This is a genomic window from Streptococcus mitis (genome assembly GCA_001560895.1).
GTDB classification, from domain to species: domain Bacteria; phylum Bacillota; class Bacilli; order Lactobacillales; family Streptococcaceae; genus Streptococcus; species Streptococcus mitis_Q.
In genome coordinates this window covers 1,511,546-1,536,424 of record CP014326.1, presented here as the reverse complement: position 1 = coordinate 1,536,424, position 24,879 = coordinate 1,511,546, and the positions used below count along the sequence as shown (strand labels likewise).

Here is a 24,879-nt window from a genome sequence, read left to right as displayed (position 1 = left end):
ATGAAGTGTTGAAAGGAAATAGAAAATGAAACAAGAACGATTTCCATTGGTGTCAGATGACGAGGTCATGTTGACTGAAATGCCAGTCATGAATCTCTATGATGAGTCTGATCTGATCAGTAATATCAAGGGTGAGTATCGAGATAAAAATTATTTAGAATGGGCTCCTATTGCTGAAGAAACACCAGTCAAACCGATTGAAAAGCAAGTAGAGAAAACTAAAAAGGCTCCTTTAGGGGTAAGAAAAGAAGGAAAGAGCTATGCGGAGGTGGCGCGTGAAGAAGCGCGTGCGGATTTGAAGAAGAAACGCTCAGCAAGTTATCTTACTAAGGACATCACTCCTACAAGACGCCATTCTCAGCCAAGTCTAGTTAGAAAGGGCAATCAACCTACCGCGCCTTTCCAAAAGGAAAATCCTGGTGAATTTGTCAAATATAGTCAAAAATTGACCCAGTCTCATTACATCTTGGCGGAAGAAGTGAGCAATATTTCGACTCAAGCTGAGCCAAAAGAAACTTCAGGCCCAAAGAAAAATAATTATGATTTTCTAAAGAAGAGCCAAATCTACAATAAAAAAAGTAAACAAACAGAACAAGAACGTCGGGTTGCCCAAGAGTTGAATCTGACCAGAATTACAGAATAGGGGAGGAAACATGTCAAAGACATATCATTTTATCGGAATTAAGGGATCAGGGATGAGTGCCTTGGCCTTGATGTTGCACCAAATGGGTCATAAGGTACAGGGATCAGATGTTGAAAAGTACTACTTTACTCAACGTGGTCTTGAGCAGGCAGGAATTACCATTCTTCCTTTTGATGAAAAGAATCTAGACGGTGATATGGAAATTATCGCTGGAAATGCCTTCCGTCCAGATAATAACGTCGAAATTGCCTATGCGGACCAAAATGGCATCAGTTACAAACGTTACCATGAGTTCCTAGGTAGCTTTATGCGTGACTTTGTTAGCATGGGGGTAGCAGGAGCACATGGAAAAACTTCAACGACAGGCATGTTGTCTCACGTCTTGTCTCACATCACAGACACCAGCTTCTTGATTGGAGATGGAACAGGTCGTGGTTCGGCCAATGCCAAATATTTTGTCTTTGAATCTGACGAATATGAGCGTCACTTTATGCCTTACCATCCAGAATACTCTATTATCACTAACATTGACTTTGACCATCCAGACTATTTCACAAGTCTAGAGGATGTTTTCAATGCCTTTAATGACTATGCCAAACAAATTACTAAGGGTCTTTTTGTCTATGGTGAAGATGCGGAATTGCGTAAAATTACGTCTGATGCTCCGATTTATTATTATGGTTTTGAAGCTGAAGGCAATGACTTTGTAGCTAGCGATCTCCTTCGTTCAACAACTGGTTCAACCTTCACAGTTCACTTCCGTGGACAAGAATTGGGTCAATTCCACATTCCAACCTTTGGTCGTCACAATATCATGAATGCGACAGCAGTTATTGGTCTTCTTTACACAGCAGGATTTGATTTGAACTTGGTGCGTGAGCACTTGAAAACATTTGCCGGTGTTAAGCGTCGTTTCACTGAGAAAATTGTCAATGACACAGTGATTATCGATGATTTTGCCCACCATCCAACAGAAATCATTGCGACCTTGGATGCGGCTCGTCAAAAATACCCAAGCAAGGAAATCGTAGCAATCTTCCAACCGCATACCTTTACAAGAACCATTGCCTTGTTGGACGACTTTGCTCATGCTTTAAACCAAGCAGATGCTGTTTACCTAGCACAGATTTATGGGTCAGCTCGTGAAGTGGACCATGGTGATGTCAAGGTAGAAGACCTAGCCAATAAGATTGACAAGAAACATCAAGTGATCACTGTTGAAAATGTATCTCCACTCCTAGACCATGACAATGCTGTTTATGTCTTTATGGGAGCAGGAGATATCCAAACCTATGAATACTCATTTGAGCGTCTCTTGTCTAACCTGACAAGTAATGTTCAATAGGAAGTTCCCATGGAAATTCCAATTAAGATCATTCAGGCAAGTAAGTCTGATTTGGCTGAGATAGAGGCAATTCAAACTTCGTCTTTTCCAGCTGAAAAGCAGCAACCTTCCCATATTTTAGAAGAAAGTATCCGTAAGTGTGCGGATACCTTTCTTCTAGCTAGGGATGAAAATCAACTTTTAGGCTATATTCTATCAAGGCCTCAGTCAGACAATCCGCAATGTCTAAAAATACATTCTTTAGTCATCGAGTCTGACCATCAGAGACAGGGCTTGGGAACACTTCTTCTTGCAGCCTTGAAAGAGGTGGCAGTTGAGCTGGATTACAAAGGGCTCCGTTTGGAGAGTCCTGATGAGTTGCTTTCTTATTTTGAAATGAACGGTTTCATTGATGAAGAAACTTCCCTTTATGCAACTAGTCAGGGTTATAGTATGATTTGGTTTAATCCTTTTTATCTGGAGGCACAATGAAAATTAGACAAGCAAGATTAGAAGATTTGGATCGGATTGTCGAGATTGAACTAGAAAATTTCTCGGTTGAAGAAGCCATTCCTCACTCTGTTTTTGAAGCGCATTTGCGAGAAATTCAGACCTCTTTTCTGGTTGCAGAAAAAGAGGGTAGAATCATAGGTTATATAGAAGGGCCAGTTGGCCCCCATCGCCATCTGCAAGACCAGTCCTTTACAGAAGAGATAGAAGATTATAGTCATAATCCTGGTGGCTATATCTCTGTGACCTGTCTGTCTATTGCAAAGGAAGCACAGGGACTTGGACTTGGTCAGAAATTACTAACAGCTTTGAAAGAGTTGGCTCTTGAACACGAAAGAGAAGGCATTAATCTAACCTGTCATGACTATCTCATCGCTTACTATGAAAAACATGGATTTGTCAATGAAGGCCTGTCCCAGTCAACCTTTGCAGGGGAAACTTGGTATGATATGGTCTGGGAAGCTAATACTCTTCGAAAATCAAATTCAAACCACGTCAGCGTCGCCTTACCGTACTCAAGTACAGCTGGCGGCTAGCTTCCTAGTTTGTTCTTTGATTTTCATTGAGTATAAAAAATAAGCTAGAAAAGCATGCTAGGTTGCTTTTCTTTCGTTTTTAAGATATAATATTATGGATTGTCAACGAGGAGGATAAACTTTTGAGTGAAAAGCCAAGAGAAGACGAAAAATTAAGCTTTAAAGAGCAGATTTTACGTGATTTAGAACGCGTCAAAAAATATGAAGAAGATCAGGAAGAAGTTAATTTAGCTTCAATAAAACCCCAACTTTCTTCTAAAAATGATCAGTCAATAGAAGATTTGATGGAAGATTCTCTATCAGCTGTAGAGGATATTATGAGAAACGCTCCTACCGTGCCGACTCACCCCAGCCAAGATTTATCAGCATCTCCATCAAATGAGATAAAAAGAGAAACTCTTACTGCTCCAAGCCATCCAAGTCAAGATGTTCCTTCTTCTCCCGCAGAAGAGGCTGTAAGACAAGCTCCACTTGCTCCTAGTCATCCGAGTCAAGAAGGACCTTCTGCTCCGTCAGCTGAGGGAGTATCAAGACCAGTTTCAGGACCTGTTAGTCCTAGAAAAGTAGAAAAGGAATTTAATGAAATTCCAACAAGGGTAGCTGTTTCTTATAAGACAGAAGGGCAGAAAGAAGTAGTAAAAAAAGAAGTTCCTACTTCACAACCAGTAGTGGAAAAGAAAGTAGTGGAAAAGAAAGCTGTAGAAGAAACGCCTGTAACTCCACGTCGTAGCCGTCGTGAGACAGTTCAGCCTACTAAGAAGAAAAAATCAGGATTCAAGGCCTTCTTTATTTCTTTACTAATTTTCCTAGGCTTGATTTCAGCAGGTGGTTACTTCGGTTATCAGTATGTTCAGTCGTCTTTACAGCCTGTGGATGCTTCATCTAAACAATATGTGACAGTGCAAATCCCAGAAGGAGCCAATGTTCAAACAATTGGTTCAACTCTTGAAAAGTCTGGCTTGATTAAACATGGAGTGATTTTTGCTTTTTATGCGAAATATAAAAATTATTCAGATTTGAAGTCTGGCTATTACAATTTGCAAAAGAGCATGAGTACAGAAGACATCATCCACGAACTACAAAAAGGTGGAACAGCTGAAGCTCAAGAACCTGCTCTTGCGAATTTAACAATTCCAGAAGGTTATACGATTGATCAAATTGCACAAGCGGTAGGTCAATTGCAAGGTGACTTCAAAGAGCCTTTGACAGCTGATGCCTTTCTAGCTAAAGTTCAAGATGAGAACTTTATCAGCCAAGAAGTTGCCAAATATCCTAGTCTACTTGAAAGCTTGCCTACAAAGGAAAGTGGCGTTCGTTACCGTTTAGAAGGTTTCCTCTTCCCAGCTACATACTCTATCAAGGAAAGCACAACTATTGAAAGCTTGATTGATGAGATGCTGGCAGCTATGGATAAGACTTTGGCACCTCATTATAGTGCAATCAAGTCTAAAAATTTGACAGTCAATGAATTGCTAACAATTGCGTCACTTGTTGAAAAAGAAGGTGCTAAGACTGAAGATCGTAAGTTGATTGCAGGTGTATTCTACAATCGCTTGAATCTTGGTATGCCACTTCAAAGCAATATTGCCATCTTGTATGCCCAAGGAAAACTTGGTCAGAAGATTAGTCTTGCTGATGATGCTGGAATTGATACGACAATTAATTCACCGTATAATGTTTATACGAAAGCTGGTTTGATGCCAGGTCCAGTAGATAGTCCAAGTTTGGATGCCATTGAGGCAAGTATTAATCAGACTAAGAGTGATAACTTATACTTTGTAGCTAATGTTACAGATGGCAAGGTCTATTATGCTGCTACTCAGGAGGAGCATGATCGTAATGTCGCTGAACATGTCAATAGCAAGTTAAACCAAACAAACTAAAATTATGTGATGCTTCACATAATTTTCTTTAGAGAATATCATTAGAAGAAAGTTGAGAAAAATGGCAGAAAAAACATATCCTATGACCCTAGCGGAAAAGGAAAAACTTGAAAAAGAATTAGAAGAATTGAAATTGGTCCGCCGTCCAGAAGTGGTAGAACGCATTAAGATTGCCCGTTCATACGGTGACCTTTCTGAAAACAGTGAATATGAAGCAGCTAAGGATGAACAAGCCTTTGTCGAAGGACAAATCTCTAGCTTGGAAACAAAAATTCGCTATGCTGAAATCGTCAATAGCGATTCAGTTGCTCAAGACGAAGTAGCGATTGGTAAAACAGTCACTATCCAAGAAATTGGTGAGGATGAAGAAGAAGTTTATATTATCGTAGGTTCAGCTGGTGCGGATGCCTTTGCAGGTAAAGTTTCAAATGAAAGCCCAATTGGACAAGCCTTGATTGGCAAGAAAACAGGTGATACAGCAACCATTGAAACACCTGTTGGTAGCTATGATGTAAAAATCTTAAAGGTTGAAAAAACAGCCTAAAAACAAAAAAAAGGAGTGGGGAGGCGATGCGCTTCACTCACTCCTTTTTCCATTTTAAATTGAATTGGAGACGTTATGAGTTCAAAGAAGAAAAAAAATAAGATGGAGCGTGGTCTGACTAATCGTCACGTGCAGGTTATGGCCATTGCTGGAACAATCGGAACAGGGCTCTTTTTGGGAGCAGGTCGCTCTATCAGCCTAACAGGTCCTTCCATTGTACTGATTTATATGATTACTGGGGCTTTTATGTTCCTCATGATGCGTGCGGTTGGGGAAATGCTCTACCAAGACCCTGAGCAACACACCTTTATCAACTTTATCACGCGCCATTTGGGTAAGGGCTGGGGATATTTTTCAGTCTGGTCTTACTGGCTATCCGTTGTCTTTATCGGTATGGCGGAAATCACAGCTATCGCTCACTATGTTCAGTTCTGGTTCCCTAGCTGGCCAAGTTGGATGATTGAGATTGGATTTTTGACCATTCTAGCCTTGGTCAATTTGATTGCGGTGAAGCTCTTTGGGGAAGTTGAATTTTGGTTTGCTATGGTCAAGATTGTGGCTATTTTAGCCATGATCGCCACAGGAGTCTTTATGGTCTTGACAGGCTTTAAAACGCCTCATGGAGTAGCAAGTTTAGCTAATATTGCCGACAATTTCTCTCTCTTCCCAAATGGTGGAGTGAACTTTGTCATGGCCTTCCAGATGGTTTTCTTTGCCTACCTCATGATTGAGTTTATCGGGGTAACGACTTCTGAAACAAAAAATCCACGCCAGGTCTTGCCAAAAGCCGTTAAGGAAATTCCTTTGCGAATCGTCTTTTTCTACGGTGGAGCTCTCTTGGCCATTATGTCTATTATTCCCTGGCGTGAACTTGCATCGGCTGATTCTCCTTTTGTTACAGTATTTGAATTGGCAGGTATCAAATGGGCAGCAGCCTTGATTAACTTCGTTGTTTTGACCTCAGCAGCATCTGCTCTTAACTCAACCCTTTATTCAACAGGACGTCATTTGTACCAGATTGCCCATGATTCGCCAAATCCATTCTTGAAGGCTATCAAGGCGGATACTCTTTCTCGCCACAATGTGCCACAAAATGCCATCATCGCTTCAGCAATCTTGATTGCCCTAGCAGCCTTTATTAATGTCTTGCCAGGTGTTTCGGATGCCTTTGCCTTGATTACAGCATCATCATCAGGTGTTTATATCGCCATTTACATCTTGATTATGGTGGCTCACCTTAAATACCGCAAGTCAGCAGACTTTATGGCGGATGGCTATCTCATGCCCCACTATCGTTTCTTAAATCCTTTAACAATGCTCTTCTTTGCCTTTGTCTTTGTAACCCTCTTTTTACAAGAGTCTACATTTGTAGGAGCAATCGGCTCAGCTATCTGGATTATCGGTTTCGGTATTTATAGCCAGTGGAAATTTAGAAAATAGATTAAAAACTCATCAACTCAGGTTGGTGGGTTTTTGCTAGTTTGACAGTCTATTGAAATAAGACTATAATCAAGCTGTAATAGTGTTTTAGGAGGTTTAGATGTATTTTAGATTGGAAAATAAGGAATCCCATAAATCACAAGAAATAGGGAATCTGATTCGTGCTTATAACCGTTCAAAAAGAGAAGAGGCTGAAAGTGAGCCACTTAATCTTTATGTCGAAGATGAAAAGGGCAATCTCCTGGCAGGTTTGATAGCAGAGACTTTTGGAAATTGGCTAGAAATTGAGTATTTATTTGTAAAAGAGGAACTGAGAGGGCAAGGAATCGGTTCAAAACTATTGAGGCAGGTAGAAAGTGAAGCTAAGAATCGAAACTGTCGTTTTGCCTTTGTCAATACTTACCAGTTTCAGGCGCCAGACTTTTATCAGAAACATGGATACAAGGAAGTCTTTGCTTTGCAAGACTATCCCTACATAGGGAAAAGATTTTATTACCAAAAGGATTTGTAAGGAGAATATGAAAGTATAAGGCAGAGAGGGGTTCTTGACATAAGTATGAAGGAGATTCTCGATAAATACCAGTTAAATTCTAAAAATTGTGTCTTTCTAGACGATATTGAGGACAATAAAATGGCAGCTGAGAAATTGGGAATTAAGTCCTATCAGATTAAGAAAAGAAGTGATGTCGTCGATATTTTAAAATCCTATATTTAAACTCAACACTCTCTATTTTTTGTGGTAGAGAGTTTTTTGTTAACAAAATATTACAAAATGACATTTATATATTGCATTAAGTTATGTCGAATGGGCTCAGAAAAAGTTTGAACAAGATATGGATGAACTGGAGAGTGGTGAATAGCTTGTTACTCTTTTCTCAATCCAGCTAAATGTGATATAATAGTACTAATTTATTGGAATACATGAAAGTTTTTGAAAAATTTCATGTGTTTCTAGCTAAGAAAGTAGGAAAAGTATGTATCCAGATGATAGTTTGACATTGCACACGGACTTGTACCAGATTAACATGATGCAGGTTTACTTTGACCAAGGGATTCACAATAAGAAGGCAGTTTTTGAGGTTTATTTCCGCCAACAGCCTTTTAAAAACGGCTATGCGGTTTTTGCTGGTTTGGAAAGAATTGTGAACTATCTTGAAGATTTGCGTTTTTCAGATAGTGATATTGCCTATTTGGAGTCGTTGGGCTATCATGGGGCATTCTTGGACTATCTCCGCAATTTCAAGTTGGAGTTGACGGTTCGTTCTGCCCAAGAAGGGGATTTGGTTTTTGCTAATGAGCCTATTGTGCAGGTAGAAGGCCCTCTAGCCCAATGCCAGTTGGTTGAAACAGCCCTTTTGAACATCGTCAACTACCAGACCTTGGTGGCGACTAAGGCAGCTCGTATTCGTTCGGTCATCGAAGATGAACCTTTAATGGAGTTTGGGACACGTCGGGCTCAAGAGATGGATGCGGCTATCTGGGGAACACGCGCAGCGGTGATTGGTGGTGCCAATGGAACTAGCAACGTGCGTGCTGGTAAACTCTTTAATATTCCTGTTTTGGGGACCCATGCCCATTCTTTGGTACAGGTTTATGGTAACGACTATGAGGCTTTCAAGGCTTACGCTGCAACCCATAAAAATTGCGTCTTTCTTGTGGATACCTATGACACCCTTCGTATCGGTGTGCCAGCTGCCATTCAGGTGGCGCGTGAGCTGGGTGACAAGATTAACTTTATGGGTGTGCGGATTGACTCTGGGGATATTGCCTATATTTCTAAGAAAGTCCGTCAGCAACTGGACGAGGCTGGCTTTACAGAGGCTAAGATTTATGCTTCAAATGACCTAGATGAAAATACTATCCTCAACCTCAAGATGCAAAAGGCCAAGATTGATGTCTGGGGTGTGGGAACCAAGCTGATTACAGCCTATGACCAACCAGCTCTTGGTGCAGTTTACAAGATTGTGGCGATCGAAGATGAGAATGGTAACATGCGCAATACCATCAAGCTGTCTAATAATGCGGAAAAAGTGTCTACGCCAGGTAAGAAGCAGGTGTGGCGCATTACCAGTCGTGAAAAAGGCAAGTCAGAAGGTGACTACATCACTTATGACGGTGTGGATGTGAGCGACATGACAGAAATCAAGATGTTCCATCCGACCTATACTTACATCAAGAAGACCGTTCGTAATTTTGACGCTGTTCCTCTATTGGTGGATATTTTCAAAGACGGGAAGTTGATCTACAAGCTGCCTAGTTTGACTGAGATTCAGGCTTATGCCCGTAAGGAATTTGACAAGTTGTGGGATGAGTACAAGCGTGTGCTGAATCCGCAGCATTATCCAGTGGATTTGGCGCGTGATGTATGGCAAGACAAGATGGACTTGATTGACAAGATGCGCAAGGAAGCCCTTGGTGAAGGAGAAGAAGAATGAGTTTGCAAGAGACTATTATTCAGCAACTGGGTGTCAAACCAGTGATTGATGCCCAGGAAGAAATCCGTCGTTCCATTGATTTCTTAAAGAGATACCTGAAAAAACATCCCTTCCTAAAAACCTTTGTACTAGGGATTTCTGGAGGTCAGGACTCAACCTTGGCAGGTCGCTTGACCCAACTGGCTATGGAAGAACTGCGAGCTGAAACAGGAGATGCCAGCTATAAATTTATCGCTGTTCGCCTGCCATATGGAGTGCAAGCTGATGAAGCAGATGCTCAAAAAGCACTAGCCTTCATCCAGCCAGATGTCAGTTTAGTGGTGAATATTAAGGAGTCTGCAGATGCTATGACAGCTGCAGTTGAAGCGACAGAAAGCCCTGTTTCAGACTTCAACAAGGGCAATATCAAGGCTCGTTGCCGTATGATTGCCCAATATGCCCTTGCAGGTTCCCATAGCGGAGCGGTCATTGGAACAGACCATGCTGCGGAAAATATCACAGGTTTCTTTACCAAGTTTGGTGACGGTGGTGCGGATATTTTACCTCTTTTCCGCCTCAATAAACGCCAGGGAAAACAACTTTTGAAGGAACTTGGTGCAGACCCAGCCCTTTATGAAAAAATCCCAACAGCAGACCTAGAAGAAGACAAACCAGGTCTGGCTGACGAAGTTGCACTTGGAGTCACTTATGAAGAGATTGACGACTACCTAGAAGGCAAAACAATCAGCCCAGAAGCACAAGCAAGAATTGAAAACTGGTGGCACAAAGGCCAACACAAACGCCACCTACCAATCACCGTATTTGATGACTTTTGGGAGTGAGACAGAAATCGGTAACTCGAAGAGTTCGATTTCGTTGTCTCACCCCCGCAACGATGACTAGGTTTGAAAAAGCTTGGTAAAGCGCATTTCAAACCAGACAGCGACTGCGTTAAGGAACTAGATGAAAAACTTGTTTTCTAGCTATTAATGAGTTTAGTTTTTTACCCTGAGCCTAGAAATGAGAAAGCGAAGAAGGTCCGGGGGACCTTTTTACCCCGAGTTTAGAAATAAGAAAATGAGGAACCTCCAGTGGAGGTTTTCAGCCTCTCACCTTGAAATAAGAAAGTGAGAGAAGGTCTGGAGGACATTTTTACCCCGAGCATGTAAACAAGTAAGCGAGGAAGGTCCAGTGGATCTTTTTAGCTTGAGCCTTGAAATTCAAAAGCAAAACAAATTTCAATGCTGACTGGACAGAGAATCATCTATTAGAAAGCGAGGTAGTGACATGAAAGCTATCGGTACGCAAATCTTGCAGACAGACCGTTTGGTTTTGAGACGATTTGTGGAAAGTGATGCAGAAGCCATGTTTCAGAATTGGGCTTCATCTGCTGAGAATCTAACCTACGTCACCTGGGAACCTCATCCTGATGTCGAGGTGACTCGAAACTCGATTCGTAATTGGGTTGCCTCCTATACCAATCCCAACTATTACAAATGGGCCATTTGCCTAAAAGAAAACCCAGAGCAAGTGATAGGAGATATCAGCATCGTTGAAATGGATGAGAACGATTCTTCTTGTGAAATTGGCTATGTTTTAGGCAAGGCTTACTGGGGACTTGGGATGATGATAGAGGCCTTAAAAGCTGTCTTAGATTTTTGTTTTACTCAAGCAGGCTTTAAAAAAGTTAGAGCACGATATGCCAGTCTCAATCCAGCTTCAGGTCGTGTTATGGAGAAGGCTGGAATGTCCTATCTCAAGACTATTACCAATGGTGTAGAGAGAAAAGGCTATCTTGCTGATCTTATTTATTATCAGGTAAGTAGGGAAGACTGTTAAGCTTAAAATTTATTGCTTATCCGCTGTTCTTATTTTTTTCATTTATCCTTTCTTTTCCGAATAAATAGATAGAGTCAGTGAATCTAGTAAAACTAGATTTAATACTCTTCGAAAATCAAATTCAAACAACGTCAACGTCGCCTTGCCGTACTCAAGTACAGCCTGCGGCTAGTTTCCTAGTTTGCTCTTTGATTTTCATTGAGTATAAAACTGTGGTATAATAAAAGGAGGAAAAGGATGATTCTCAGACATCCGGGCATTAGCCCGACCAATGATTTGGTAGCTAAGAAAATTTTCAGCAATCCGGAAATCACTTGTCAATTTATTCGCGATATGCTGGACTTACCAGCTAAAAATGTAACCATTTTGGAGGGAAGCAACATTCACGTCTTGCCTTCCCTGCCGTACTCGGCTCAGGATTTCTATACCAGTATAGATGTCTTAGCGGAGTTGGACAATGGGACACAGGTTATTATCGAAATACAAGTCCATCATCAGAATTTTTTCATCAATCGTCTGTGGGCTTACCTTTGCAGTCAGGTCAATCAAAACCTAGAAAAAATTTGTCAACGTGAAGGTGATACTCACCAGAGTTATAAACATATTGCACCAGTATATGCTATCGCTATCGTAGACAGTAATTACTTTTCAGATGATTTAGCCTTTCACAGCTTTAGCATGCGAGAGGACACGACAGGTGAGGTCTTAACCATCACCAATAATGGACAAGAAAACCATCTAGTCAAGATGGCGTTCTTAGAACTAAAAAAATATAGAGAAACCAGCAAAGACGAGGTTCGTAAGCCGTGGTTGGAGTTTTTCGGGAATAAACCCTTTACTCAAGAACCCGAGCGAGCCATCAGCCAAGCAGACCAACTGCTGGACTATAAGAGCTGGTCCGAGGAGGACAGGAAAATGTTTAGTGAACAACGCAGACGCGAAGAACAAGCCTTGTTAGCGCAGGACTATGCCTTGGAAACAGCTAGGGCAGAAGGTGTTGAACAGGGACTAAAAAAAGGGTTAGTAAATCTTGTTCGCCAGCATCTTTTAACAGCAGAGGTTGCGAGTGCGCAATTAGGCATGACCGTCGCTGAGTTTGAGGCACTATTGTAAGAACTTCACAATAATGGCATTCTTGGAACTAAAAAATACAGAGAAACCAGCAAAGACGAGGTTCGCAAAGCGTGGTTGGAGTTTTTGTAAATCAATAAATCAATGACAGATTTTTCCGCGATAGATGGAAGAATCTGTTTTTTAGTTTACTAGATGTTAGCTCGAAAACGTAAGATAGCTTACCCTTTTACTCATGTTTTTTTGATTTCTTTGAAGTATTACCTGATTAAATTCCTATTTTTCCCTATCATTGTCCCTGTTTTTTCTGGAGTTTTGGGGCTATAATAGTCCTATCAAATCAAAGAATGGAGGAAGGCAATGGACAATGTAATCTTTTTTATCAGTGTTTTTCTTGCTGGAATTCTTTCCTTCTTTTCTCCTTGTATCTTACCCTTGTTACCGGTCTATGCAGGGGTCTTACTGGATGACAAAGATAGTTCTCAGGCTTCTAGTGGCAAATTTTCAATCTCAGTTGTTAGTCTGTTACGAACTCTGGCCTTTATAGCGGGGATTTCTTTTATCTTTATCATACTAGGTTATGGAGCTGGTTTTGTAGGTAATTTGCTTTATGCCTCTTGGTTTCAGTATATGACGGGTGCGGTTATCATTCTCTTGGGCTTGCACCAGATGGAAATCTTACATTTGAAGGGACTCTACAAGGAAAGAAGGCTACAATTAAAGAGACAGGGTCAAAAGGATAACGGCTATAGTCAGGCATTTTTACTGGGGTTGACCTTTAGTTTTGCTTGGACGCCTTGTGTGGGGCCGGTTCTTGGTTCTGTTTTGGCCTTGGCGGCTTCAGGTGGTTCAGGTGCTTGGCAGGGAGCTGGTCTCATGTTGATTTACACGCTGGGTTTGGCGCTACCATTTTTGGTTCTAGCTCTAGCCTCCAGCTATATTTTGAAACATTTTCGAAAACTCCATCCTTATCTCGGAACACTCAAAAAAGTGGGTGGTTTCCTCATTATCGTGATGGGAATCTTGGTGCTTTTGGGAAATGCTTCTATTTTGACTACATTATTTGAATAGAGAGGAAAAAGAAATGAAAAAATGGCAAACATGTCTCCTTGGAGTAGGCTCAATGTGTTGCTTGGCAGCTTGTTCTGCTAAAAATATGTCAGACGAATCTACTATGAAGGAGCAAACAAAAACAGAACAAGTCAGTTCACAAACTGCTACTAAAGGTCAAGCGGTTGCTGATTTTGAACTGACAGGTGTAGATGGTAAGACTTATCGTTTATCTGACTACAAAGGCAAGAAAGTTTATCTCAAATTCTGGGCTTCTTGGTGTTCCATCTGTCTAGCCAGTCTTCCAGATACGGATGAAATTGCTAAGGATGCTGGTGATGATTATGTGGTCTTGACAGTAGTGTCACCTGGACATAAGGGGGAACAAGCAGAATCGGACTTTAAGAACTGGTACAAGGGCTTGGATTATAAAAATTTCCCAGTTCTAATTGACCCATCAGGAAAACTTTTGGAAAGTTATGGTGTCCGTTCTTACCCAACTCAAGCCTTTATAGACAAGGAAGGAAAGCTGGTCAAAACGCAACCTGGTTTTATGGATAAGGATATGATTTTAAAAACATTGAAAGAAATGGGGTAGAGAAAGGTCATGAATGATAAAGTAAAATTGTTTGTCTTGGCAGGAATCTTTTTCTTAGCCATAAGCGGTTTCTATTTTCTATTGATGCGAAATGCAGGGCAGACAGATAGCTCGCAAATTGAGAAAGCATCAGTTAGCCAAGGAGGAAAAACAGTGAAAAAAACAGAAGTGAGTAAAGATGCAGACTTGCACGAAATTTATCTGGCTGGAGGTTGTTTCTGGGGAGTTGAGGAATATTTCTCACGCGTTCCCGGTGTGACAGATGCCGTATCAGGCTATGCAAATGGTAGAGGGGAAACAACCAAGTACGAATTGATTAACCAAACAGGTCATGCGGAGACTGTTCATGTTACCTATGATGCCAAGCAAATTTCCCTCAAAGAAATCCTGCTTCATTACTTCCGCATTATCAATCCAACTAGCAAAAATAAACAAGGAAATGATGTGGGGACCCAGTATCGTACCGGCGTTTATTACACAGATGACAAGGATTTAGAGGTAATCAACCAAGTCTTTGATGAGGTGGCTAAGAAATACGATCAACCTCTAGCAGTTGAAAAGGAGACCTTGAAGAATTTTGTAGTGGCAGAAGATTACCACCAAGACTATCTCAAGAAAAATCCAAATGGCTACTGCCATATCAATGTTAATCAGGCAGCCTATCCCGTCATCGATGCCAGCAAATATCCCAAACCAAGCGATGAGGAATTGAAAAAGACCTTGTCACCTGAGGAGTATGCAGTCACCCAGAAAAATCAAACAGAACGAGCTTTCTCAAACCGCTACTGGGATAAATTTGAATCTGGTATCTATGTGGATGTGGCAACTGGCGAACCCCTATTTTCATCAAAGGACAAGTTTGAGTCTGGTTGCGGCTGGCCTAGTTTCACTCAACCCATCAGCCCAGATGTTGCCACCTACAAGGAAGATAAGTCCTACAATATGACACGCATGGAAGTGCGGAGTCGAGTTGGAGATTCTCACCTTGGCCATGTCTTTACGGATGGACCACAGGACAAAGGTGGCTTACGTTACTGTATCAATAGTCTCTCTATTCGATTTATTCCCAAAGATCAAATGGAAGAAAAAGGCTATGCTTATTTACTAGATTATGTCGATTAATACTCTTCGAAAATCAAATTAAAACCACGTCAGCGTCGCCTTACCGTGGGTAGGGTTGAGACTGGGCAAAAACTCAATTTGAGGAGAAAATAAAGCAAATTTTCTAATTTAAAAGCCTTTTTGCCCAGTATCTCTATCTACAACCTCAAAGCAGTGCTTTGAGCAAACTGCGGCTAACTTCCTAGTTTTCTTTTTGATTTTCATTGAGTATAAGAGGGCTTTCCTAAGCAGTTAGAGGAGAATTTTGCTATACTGATACTAGTAAGTGACAAAGGAGCAGAGCATGACCTACACAATCTTAATCGTAGAAGATGAATATCTGGTGAGACAAGGCTTGACCAACTTAGTCAATGTAGCAGCCTACGATATGGAAATCATCGGTCAGGCTGAAAATGGAAGGCAGGCTTGGGACTTGATTCAAAAGCAGGTGCCAGATATCATTTTAACCGATATCAACATGCCTCAGCTAAACGGCATCCAGTTGGCCAGTCTTGTACGAGAAACCTATCCTCAGGTGCATCTAGTTTTTTTGACAGGCTACGATGATTTTGATTATGCCTTGTCTGCTGTCAAACTCGGTGTGGATGACTACCTGCTCAAGCCCTTTTCCCGTCAGGACATTGAGGAGATGTTGGGGAAAATCAAGCAAAAACTAGACAAGGAAGAAAAGGAAGAGCAGTTACAAGATTTATTGACCGATAAGTTTGAGGGAAACCTGGCTCAGAAAATCCACTCCCATCTGGCTGATAGCCAATTTAGTTTAAAGTCTTTGGCCAGTGACTTGGGCTTTAGTCCGACTTATCTGAGCTCCTTGATTAAGAAAGAGTTGGGGCTGCCTTTTCAGGATTATTTGGTAAGAGAGCGTGTCAAACAAGCCAAACTCTTGCTTCTGACCACAGATTTAAAGATTTATGAGATAGCCGAAAAGGTTGGCTTTGAAGATATGAACTACTTTACCCAACGTTTTAAACAGATTGCAGGTGTGACTCCTCGTCAGTTTAAGAAGGGGGAAGGTCGATGAAGCGTTCTTCTCTACTAGTCAGAATGGTTATTTCCATCTTTCTGGTTTTTCTCATTCTCCTAGCTCTGGTTGGGACTTTCTACTATCAATCTAGTTCATCAGCTATTGAGGCCACTATTGAGGGCAATAGTCAAACGACTATCAGCCAGACTAGTCACTTTATTCAGTCTTATATAAAAAAATTAGAAACAACCTCGACCAGTTTGACCCAGCAGATGGATCTCTTAGCCTATGCTGAGAATCCTAGTCAAGACAAGGTCAAGGGAATTCGAGATCTATTTTTGACTATCTTGAAGGCAGACCAGGACTTGAAAACGGTGGTACTGGTAACCAAATCTGGTCAGGTCATTTCTACAGATGATAGTGTGCAGATGAAAACCTCCTCAGATATGATGGCTGAAGATTGGTATCAAAAGGCCATTCATCAGGGTGCTATGCCCGTTTTGACTCCGGCTCGTAAATCGGATAGTCAGTGGGTTATTTCTGTCACTCAAGAACTGGTTGATGCAAAGGGGGCCAATCTTGGCGTTCTTCGTTTGGATATTTCCTACGAAACTCTGGAAGCCTATCTCAACCAGCTCCAGTTGGGTCAGCAGGGCTTTGCCTTTATCATCAATGAAAACCATGAATTTGTCTACCATCCTCAACACACAGTTTATAGTTCATCTAGCGAAATGGAGGCCATGAAACCTTACATTGAGACGGGACAGGGTTATACTCCTGGCTACAAATCCTACGTCAGTCAGGAACAGATTGCTGGAACTGATTGGACGGTTATAGGAGTGTCTTCGCTGGAAAAGTTAGACCAGGTTCGGAGTCAACTCTTGTGGACCTTGCTTGGGGCTAGTGTCACATCTCTTCTTACCTGCCTCTGCTTGGTGTGGTTCAGTCTCAAGCGTTGGATTGCTCCTTTGAAGGATTTGAGAGAAACCATGCTGGAAATTGCTTCTGGTGCTCAAAATCTTCGTGCCAAGGAAGTTGGTGCCTATGAACTGAGAGAAGTGACTCGCCAATTTAATGCCATGTTGGATCAGATTGATCAGCTCATGGCAGATATTCGTAGCCAGGAAGAAACGACCCGTCAGTACCAACTTCAAGCCCTTTCGAGCCAGATTAATCCACATTTCCTCTATAACACCTTGGATACCATCATTTGGATGGCTGAATTTCAGGATAGTCAGCGAGTGGTGCAGGTGACAAAGTCTTTGGCAACCTATTTCCGCTTGGCACTTAATCAAGGCAAGGATTTAATTTGCCTGTCTGATGAAATCAATCATGTCCGCCAGTATCTCTTTATCCAGAAACAACGCTATGGAGATAAACTGGAATACGAGATTGAGGAAAATCCTGCCTTTGCTAATCTAGTCTTGCCTAAGCTGGTCCTACAACCCCTTGTAGAAAATGCTCTTTACCATGGCATTAAGGAAAAGGAAGGTCAGGGCCATATTAAACTTTCTGTCCAGAAACAGGATTCAGGATTGGTCATCCGTATTGAGGATGATGGAGTTGGCTTCCAAGATGCTGGAGATAGTAGTCAAAGTCAACTCAAACGTGGGGGAGTCGGTCTTCAAAATGTTGACCAACGGCTCAAACTTCATTTTGGAGAACATTACCAGATGAAGATTGATTCTACACCCGACAAAGGAACGACGGTTGAAATATACATAAATAGAATAGAAACTAGCTAACTCCCGGTCAATTCTGGGAGTTTTATGCGTAATTGAGCAAGCTTTCTAGGTTGTCTATCTTGCTAAAAACAAGAAAAAACGATATGATAGATAATGACAAAAGAGGTATCAAGTATGAAGGAAAAAGACATTCAAAGAGAAACAAGCCAGATTGTAAAAGATGTATTAGAAAAGGCCAATTTGAAGCAAGGATCTATCTTTGTTTTGGGCCTTTCTTCTAGTGAGGTGATAGGTGGCCAGATTGGTAAGGAATCCAGCCAAGAAATTGGCGAAATCATTGTGAAGACCATTCTAGATATCCTAGAGGAAAAAGGAATTCATCTAGCTGTTCAAGGCTGTGAACATGTCAATCGGGCTCTCGTTGTTGAACGTCAGGTTGCAGAGCAGTTTAGTCTGGAAATGGTCAGTGTCCTTCCTACCCTTCATGCAGGAGGTTCGGGTCAATTGGCAGCCTTCAAGTTTATGCAGGATCCAGTTGAGGTTGAATTTATCAAGGCCCATGCTGGATTGGATATCGGAGACACTGCTATTGGCATGCATGTCAAGCATGTTCAGGTTCCGATTCGTCCTCTTTTGAGAGAGATTGGTCATGCCCACGTAACGGCGTTGGCTAGTCGTCCAAAATTAATCGGAGGTGCGCGTGCGCACTATCCGCAAGATTCTATTAGAAAGTCGTGAAAATGAGAAAAACAAAACAGCAACTAGAAAAAATCACAAAATATTCGATTCGTAAGCTAACTGTTGGGGTAGGTCCTGTAGCCATCGGGGCCTTCCTTTTTGGTGCTAGTCCCCTTTCAGTAGACAAAGTTCAAGCCAATGAAGTTGGTGGTGCTCATAGCGTTCATTACCGTTATTTGGCGGAGCAGGAATTGACCGAGTCTGAAAAAGCCCTGATTCATCATGAGGTTCCAACAGAATTTCAAGATGAAGATATTCTTTATGTAGTTTATCGCAAGAAAGCAACTAACAGTCAACAACTTCCTTACACAGGAAGTAAGGAGCTAGCTCTAGCAGGCCTTGGCTTGGCAACCGCCTCGTTAGCAGTCTTTTTAGTGTCTAAAAAAGGTCGCAAAGAAGTTCTAGGTGTTCTCTTGATTGGTTCTTTAGGAGCTAGCACCTTTGTACCTTATGGGACATTTGCATTTGAAAATAAAGAATTACTTTCTTATAACCAAACTATTTCAGCTTCTACACATGAAGGCTTGGCTGAAGGGATTATCCACATTGATGGTTATGAGTACATTGGATACTTTAAGGAAGCAGATCTTCATCCATCAAGACCAGCTTCAGCTGAACAGCCTCAGTTGCCAGTAGAGAAGCAAAATTCAAAAGAAAATGAGAAAACTGAAGTTGTTCAAGAAAGAGCTGCGGTTACTCCAGAGACTGTCATCGAAAAACCTGTAGTAGAGAATTCAGTTGCTCCTGCTGTTGAAGAAAAACCAGTTTCTGAGAAGTTTCAGGCTAAACAGGAAGAGAGCTTGGTAGAAATTCCTTTTGAAACGGTCACAAGTTCAGATGCGAATCTAGCAGAAGGACAGACTCGTATCGTCACAGCTGGAGTCAATGGTCAGCGTCGCCTTGTAACCAAAGTTTCGATAGTTAATGGTCAAGAAGTTAGAGAAGTCATTGAAGACCAAGTGGTTCAAAATCCTGTATCGCAAGTCATTGCGGTTGGAACTAAGAAAGAGGTACAACCTGCCCCAACTCCAGTACCACAAACTGAACCGAGCCACCAAGTAGCTAAAGGAACTCAAGAGGTAGGTAAGGAAGGTCAATCCTTAACACAACCTGAACTACCAGAAGCTATAGTAGAATCTAAAGGAACCCAAGAGGTAGGTAAGGAAGGTCAATCCTTAACACAACCTGAACTACCAGAAGCTATAGTAGAATCTAAAGGAACCCAAGAGGTAGGTAAGGAAGGTCAATCTTTAACGCAACCGGAACTACCAGAGGCTACAGTAGAGTCTAAAGGAACTCAAGAGGTAGGTAAGGAAGGTCAATCTTTAACGCAACCTGAACTACCAGAGGCTACAGTAGAGTCTAAAGGAACTCAAGAGGTAGGTAAGGAAGGTCACTCCTTAACGCAACCCGAATTGCCAGAAGCTACAGTAGAGTCTAAAGGAACTCAAGAATCTGGTAAGGAAGGCCAATCCTTAACGCAACCCGAATTGCCAGAAGCTACAGTAGAGTCTAAAGGAACTCAAGAATTTGGTAAGGAAGGCCAATCTTTAACACAACCTGCATTACCAGAAGCTACAGTCGCAGTTAAAGGAACTCAAGAGGCAGGTAAAGAAGGTCAATCTTTAGTACAGCCAGAACTACCAGAGGCTACAGTAGAGTCTAAAGGAACTCAGGAGGAAGGTAAGGAAGGTCAATCTTTAGTACAGCCAGAACTACCAGAGGCTACAGTAGAGTCTAAAGGAACTCAAGAGTCAGGTAAGGAAGGTCAATCTTTAGTACAGCCAGAACTACCAGAGGCTACAGTAGAGTCTAAAGGAACTCAAGAGGAAGGTAAGGAAGGCCAATCTTTAACGCAACCTGAACTACCAGAAGCTCAAGTAGAAGTAAAAGGAACTCAAGAGGAAGGCAAGGAAGGTCAAGCACTTGTTCAAGATCAGTTACCTGAGTATAAGGTGACTGAGGGAACCCTTGTTGAAGAATCAACTACAGAAATTGACTACAAAACTGAAACGACTGAGGATCCAACTAAGTATACAGACGAAGAAACTGTCCTACGAAATGGTGAAAAAGGAAGTCAAGTTACCAAAACAACCTATAAAACGGTAGAAGGTGTCAAAACTGACCAAGTTCTTTCAACCAGTACGGAAGTGACTAAGGAGCCTGTAAATCAACAGGTAAGCCGTGGTACAAAACCAATTGAAGGAACTCTTGTAGAGGAAAGCCTTGAAAAGATTCCATTCAAAGAAAAGATTGAAGAAGATAATCAACTGAAAAAAGGTTTAGAAGTCGTAGCTCAAGAAGGGAAAGAAGGTCAGAAAAAAATCACTAAGACCTTTAATACTATCAAAGGAGTTAAGACTGAGGATGCACCAAAAGTAACAGAAGAAGTTATTGAGGCCCCTCAAGACCGAATTTTGAAACGTGGTACTAAGAGCTTTGAAAAACCAGTATTGACCATCACTGCAGTTGAACCTAAGGATTTGAAACGGACTTCAGATGTTAAATACAGTCTAGAAAATCCAAGCAAGGCGGCCATTAAATCTATCACCTTAACTCTGAAAAAAGGTGATGAGATTGTGAAAACTTTAAATGTTTCACCTGACAACTTGACAGCTAGCCTGACAGATCTGCAATACTATAAGGATTATAAACTTGAAACTAAGATGGTTTATGACCGTGGTGAAGGCGATGAGGAAGTAGTTCTGAATGAAGAACCTCTAAGAATTGACCTCAAAAAAGTTGAAATCAAAAATATCAAAGAAACAAGCTTGATGAGTGTGGACGCTGACGGTAATGAAACAGATACTAGTTTGCTTACAGAAAAACCAGCCGATGTTGCCCCACTTTACCTACGAGTTACAACTCACGACAACAAAGTTACACGACTTGCTGTTGACAAGATTGAAGAAGTAGAAAAAGATGGAAAAACTTTATACAAAGTTACTGCCAAAGCACCGGACTTAGTTCAACGTAATGCTGATAACACACTTAGCGAAGAGTATGTACATTACTTTGAAAAACAAAAAGCAAAAGAAGGTAATGTTTACTACAACTTCAATGAGCTTGTAAAAGATATGAAAGCTAATCCTAGCGGTGAGTTCAAACTTGGTGCAGACCTTAATGCAGCCAATGTACCAACTCCAAATAAAGAGTATGTTCCTGGTACATTTAGAGGTAAGTTATCAAGTGTTGAGGGACAACGTTATTCAATCCACAATATGACACGTCAATTATTTGGTGGTATTGAAGGTGGTTCGGTTAAAGATGTCAACTTGGCTAATATCGATATTAATATGCCTTGGATTGATAACATTTCTGCTCTTGCTAGAACTGTTAAGAATGCTACTGTTGAGAATATTAAAGTAACTGGTAGCATAACTGGTAGAGATGGAATTGCCGGACTTGTTAACAAATTAGATAACGGCGGACAACTTACTAATGTTGCTTATATTGGTAAACTTACTGGTGTAGGTGATAGAGGTTGGGATTTCGGTGGCATGGTTGGCGAAATCTGGAAAGGTAATGTTGATAAAGGATATGTAGAAGCTGATATAGTTGCTAATAAAGCTCGTATCGGTGGATTTGTCGCTAGATCCGATAACGGTTCTGATCCTAACGGAATCGGTAAATATGGTTCTGTTCGTAACGCTGTTACGAAAGGAACTATTAAGGTAAATACACCTGTTGAAGTAGGTGGTTTCCTTAGTAAGAACTGGGCATGGGGTAAAGTTGCAGACTCTGTGTCTATGATGAAAGTTGAAAATGGTGAAGTGTTCTATGGCTCTAAAGATATTGATGCTGAGGATGGATACTTCTCAAATAACGCTTTGGAACGTAACTTCGTTGTAAAAGATGTAAGTACAGGTAATCGTTCATTTAGATTCTCTATTTCCAACCGAATTAAAGAAGTCTCACAAGAAGAAGCTGACAAGAAAATTGCAACATTAGGAATTACAGCTAATGATTATCTTATCAAGCCTCTTGTTTCAGATACATTAAATAATGTTAAGCCAAAAGCTGACACTTACAAATCTACTCAAGACTACGATGCATCTCGTGAACTTGCTTACCGTAACATTGAAAAACTTCAACCGTTCTATAATAAAGAGTGGATTGTTAACCAAGGTAACAAGATTCCTGCTGGATCAAACTTGTTAACGAAAGAAGTATTGTCTGTTACTGCGATGAAAGGAAATGACTTTGTCACAGACCTTACAGATGCTGACCATATTATGATTCACTATGCAGATAAGACAAAAGAATTCTTTACAATTTCACCAAAAGATTCTCAAGTTAAACAAGTGAAAGAATATAGTGTAGCTGAACTTGGTGAAGTCGTTTACACGCCAAACATGCTTGTTAAAGATCGTGCTGACTTAATCAGTGCTATCGAAAGTAAATTGAGTCCAGTAGAATTACAATCTGACCCGATTTACCAACACTTGGGTAGAACTGGTGGCAACAAAGTCAATGCAATTAAGGATTTGTACTTAGAAGAAAGCTTCAAGTATGTTAAAGATAACCTTAATAAATTTGTTACGAAGTTAGTGGAAAATGAAGATCACCAACTGAACACAGATGAAGCTGCAAAACGTGCCTTGATTAAGAAAATCGATGACAATAAGGCTGCAGTTCTTCTTGGTTTGTCTTACCTCAACCGTTACTACGGAGTTAAATTCGATGACTTTAATATTAAAGAATTAATGTTATTCAAACCTGACTTCTACGGTAAGAACGTTAGTGTCCTAGATCGAATCATCAACATTGGATCTAAAGAAAGTTATATTAAGGGTGATCGTACTCACGATGCTTATCGTGAAGTGATTGCCGGTGCTACTGGTAAAGGTAATTTACATGAGTTCTTGAAATACAATATGGAACTCTTCACAAGTGACACAGACTTAAACGATTGGTTCATAAAAGCAACTAAAGATAATGTATATGTCGTTGAGCCGAAGACAACAACTCCTGAGTTTGCTGATAAGAAACACAGAGCATACGAAGGATTAAACAACGACGTACATGGTAAGATGATCCTTCCACTTCTTAACTTAAAAGATGCTCACATGATTCTAATCTCAACATACAATACACTAGCGTACAGTTCATTTGAGAAATACGGTAAGAACACAGCAGCAGAGCGTGAAGCATTCAAACCTGAAATCGATAAAGTGGCAAAAGCTCAACAAAATTATCTAGACTTCTGGTCTCGTTTATCATTGGATAAAGTTCGTAATCAACTACTTAAGAGCAACAACATGGTGCCAACACCAGTACTTGATAACCAAAACTACAAAGAAGGTACTGATAAATACGGTCGCACTAATAGCGGTAAAGATGTCGCTCCAGTTCGTGAATTATACGGACCAACAGGTCGTTACCATGCTACTGACTGGCGTATGGGAGCTGTAGCTCGTATCTACGGTAATCCTTATAAAGATGATTCAGTCTTCTTCATGGTTACCAATATGATTAGTGACTTCGGTATCTCAGCCTTTACTCACGAAACGACTCACGTAAACGACCGTATGGTTTACTTAGGTGGTTCTAGACACCGTGAAGGTACTGACCTAGAAGCATTTGCACAAGGTATGTTACAATCTCCTGCTGAAACAAGTCCAAACGGTGATTTTAAAGCACTAGGATTGAACATGGCCTACGAACGTCCAAATGACGGAAACCAATGGTATAACACTAATCCAAACGACCTTACATCTCGTGCGGAAATCGATCATTACATGAAAGGTTTCAACGATACTCTAATGCTTCTTGACTACCTTGAAGGTGAAGCTGTTCTTGATAAACACAATAAAGAACTAAACAACGCTTGGTTCAAGAAAGTTGCTAAGAAATTACGTAACGCTAATACGAAGAACCAATATGACGAGGTTCGTGATTTGAATGCAGAAGAAAAAGAGTATAACTTAACTTCTGTCAACGATCTAGTAGACAAGAACTTCATGACCAAACATGGTCCTGGTAATGGTACTTATGACCCAACTGGATTTGGCTCTGCCTATGTAACAGTGCCTATCACTGCAGGTATTTACGGTGGTAATACAAGTGAAGGGGCTCCAGGAGCAATGTCATTCAAGCATAACACCTTCCGTATGTGGGGTTACTTTGGATATGAAAAAGGCTTCTTAAACTACGCTTCTAACATGCTGAAAAATGAGTCTAAACAGGCTGGTCATGCTAGTCTAGGTGATGACTTCATCATTAAGAAAGTTTCTGATGGTAAATTCAGTACACTGGAAGAGTGGAAGAAAGAATACTTCAAAGAAGTTGTGGATAAAGCTAAGGCAGGATTTAACCCTGTTACAATCGACGGTACTACATACAGTAGTTACGATGACTTGAAGAATGCATTTGCTGAAGCAGTTGAAAAAGATAAAGCTACTCTTAAAAATGGATCAGTTAAATTTGACAATACTGTTACGCTTAAAGAAAAACTATACAAAAAACTTCTTCAACAAACAAACAGCTTTAAAACTTCAATCTTTAAATAATCGAAA

General features: G+C 40.9%; 19 protein-coding genes. All 19 read left to right on the top strand.

Features of this window, described 5'->3' with window-relative positions; genetic code table 11:
- The first annotated feature begins 25 nt into the window (after positions 1–25).
- The 19 genes from AXK38_07375 to AXK38_07285 all read left to right on the top strand — a co-directional run bounded on the left by AXK38_07375 (position 26) and on the right by AXK38_07285 (position 24,873).
- Positions 26–643, top strand: a complete 618-nt coding sequence (locus tag AXK38_07375; GenBank protein ID AMH89069.1) for a cystathionine gamma-synthase — start codon at positions 26–28, stop codon at positions 641–643.
- A 10-nt stretch (positions 644–653) separates the two neighbouring features.
- A complete protein-coding gene (locus tag AXK38_07370) occupies positions 654–1,988 on the top strand; it encodes a UDP-N-acetylmuramate--alanine ligase (protein ID AMH89068.1) in 1,335 nt (444 codons plus the stop codon).
- 9 nt (positions 1,989–1,997) lie between these two features.
- Positions 1,998–2,459 (top strand): GNAT family acetyltransferase, encoded by a 462-nt coding sequence (locus AXK38_07365; protein ID AMH89067.1) that lies wholly within the window; start codon positions 1,998–2,000, stop codon positions 2,457–2,459.
- On the top strand, positions 2,456–3,013 hold the full coding sequence (locus tag AXK38_07360; GenBank protein ID AMH89066.1) for a GNAT family acetyltransferase: 558 nt from the start codon (positions 2,456–2,458) through the stop codon (positions 3,011–3,013). Before AXK38_07365 ends, AXK38_07360 begins: the two co-directional genes overlap by 4 nt.
- A 122-nt stretch (positions 3,014–3,135) precedes the next feature.
- A complete protein-coding gene (locus AXK38_07355; GenBank protein AMH89065.1) occupies positions 3,136–4,896 on the top strand; it encodes an aminodeoxychorismate lyase in 1,761 nt (586 codons plus the stop codon).
- 61 nt (positions 4,897–4,957) lie between these two features.
- Positions 4,958–5,440 carry a transcription elongation factor GreA gene (locus AXK38_07350; GenBank protein ID AMH89064.1) on the top strand — a complete coding sequence of 161 codons (483 nt, stop codon included), beginning with the start codon at positions 4,958–4,960 and terminating at the stop codon, positions 5,438–5,440.
- A gap of 75 nt (positions 5,441–5,515) precedes the next feature.
- Entirely contained in the window at positions 5,516–6,880 is a 1,365-nt protein-coding gene (locus tag AXK38_07345; protein ID AMH89063.1) for an amino acid transporter, read from the top strand.
- 112 nt (positions 6,881–6,992) lie between these two features.
- Positions 6,993–7,391, top strand: a complete 399-nt coding sequence (locus AXK38_07340; GenBank protein ID AMH89664.1) for a GNAT family acetyltransferase — start codon at positions 6,993–6,995, stop codon at positions 7,389–7,391.
- A gap of 463 nt (positions 7,392–7,854) precedes the next feature.
- On the top strand, positions 7,855–9,315 hold the full coding sequence (locus tag AXK38_07335) for a nicotinate phosphoribosyltransferase (GenBank protein ID AMH89062.1): 1,461 nt from the start codon (positions 7,855–7,857) through the stop codon (positions 9,313–9,315).
- Entirely contained in the window at positions 9,312–10,136 is an 825-nt protein-coding gene (locus AXK38_07330; GenBank protein AMH89061.1) for an NAD(+) synthetase, read from the top strand. Before AXK38_07335 ends, AXK38_07330 begins: the two co-directional genes overlap by 4 nt.
- A gap of 445 nt (positions 10,137–10,581) precedes the next feature.
- On the top strand, positions 10,582–11,133 hold the full coding sequence (locus AXK38_07325) for a GNAT family acetyltransferase (GenBank protein ID AMH89060.1): 552 nt from the start codon (positions 10,582–10,584) through the stop codon (positions 11,131–11,133).
- Positions 11,134–11,370: 237 nt separating this feature from the next.
- Positions 11,371–12,246, top strand: a complete 876-nt coding sequence (locus tag AXK38_07320) for a damage-inducible protein CinA (GenBank protein AMH89059.1) — start codon at positions 11,371–11,373, stop codon at positions 12,244–12,246.
- Positions 12,247–12,564: 318 nt separating this feature from the next.
- On the top strand, positions 12,565–13,275 hold the full coding sequence (locus AXK38_07315) for a cytochrome C biogenesis protein (GenBank protein AMH89058.1): 711 nt from the start codon (positions 12,565–12,567) through the stop codon (positions 13,273–13,275).
- A gap of 13 nt (positions 13,276–13,288) precedes the next feature.
- Positions 13,289–13,852 carry a thioredoxin family protein gene (locus AXK38_07310; protein ID AMH89057.1) on the top strand — a complete coding sequence of 188 codons (564 nt, stop codon included), beginning with the start codon at positions 13,289–13,291 and terminating at the stop codon, positions 13,850–13,852.
- A 9-nt stretch (positions 13,853–13,861) separates the two neighbouring features.
- On the top strand, positions 13,862–14,974 hold the full coding sequence (locus AXK38_07305; GenBank protein AMH89056.1) for a peptide methionine sulfoxide reductase: 1,113 nt from the start codon (positions 13,862–13,864) through the stop codon (positions 14,972–14,974).
- Between the two features lie 283 nt (positions 14,975–15,257).
- On the top strand, positions 15,258–15,995 hold the full coding sequence (locus AXK38_07300) for an AraC family transcriptional regulator (protein AMH89055.1): 738 nt from the start codon (positions 15,258–15,260) through the stop codon (positions 15,993–15,995).
- Entirely contained in the window at positions 15,992–17,683 is a 1,692-nt protein-coding gene (locus AXK38_07295) for a histidine kinase (GenBank protein ID AMH89054.1), read from the top strand. Before AXK38_07300 ends, AXK38_07295 begins: the two co-directional genes overlap by 4 nt.
- Before the next feature lie 114 nt (positions 17,684–17,797).
- On the top strand, positions 17,798–18,361 hold the full coding sequence (locus AXK38_07290; GenBank protein AMH89053.1) for a hypothetical protein: 564 nt from the start codon (positions 17,798–17,800) through the stop codon (positions 18,359–18,361).
- Between the two features lie 2 nt (positions 18,362–18,363).
- Positions 18,364–24,873, top strand: a complete 6,510-nt coding sequence (locus AXK38_07285) for a zinc metalloprotease (GenBank protein AMH89052.1) — start codon at positions 18,364–18,366, stop codon at positions 24,871–24,873.
- Positions 24,874–24,879: the final 6 nt, after the last annotated feature.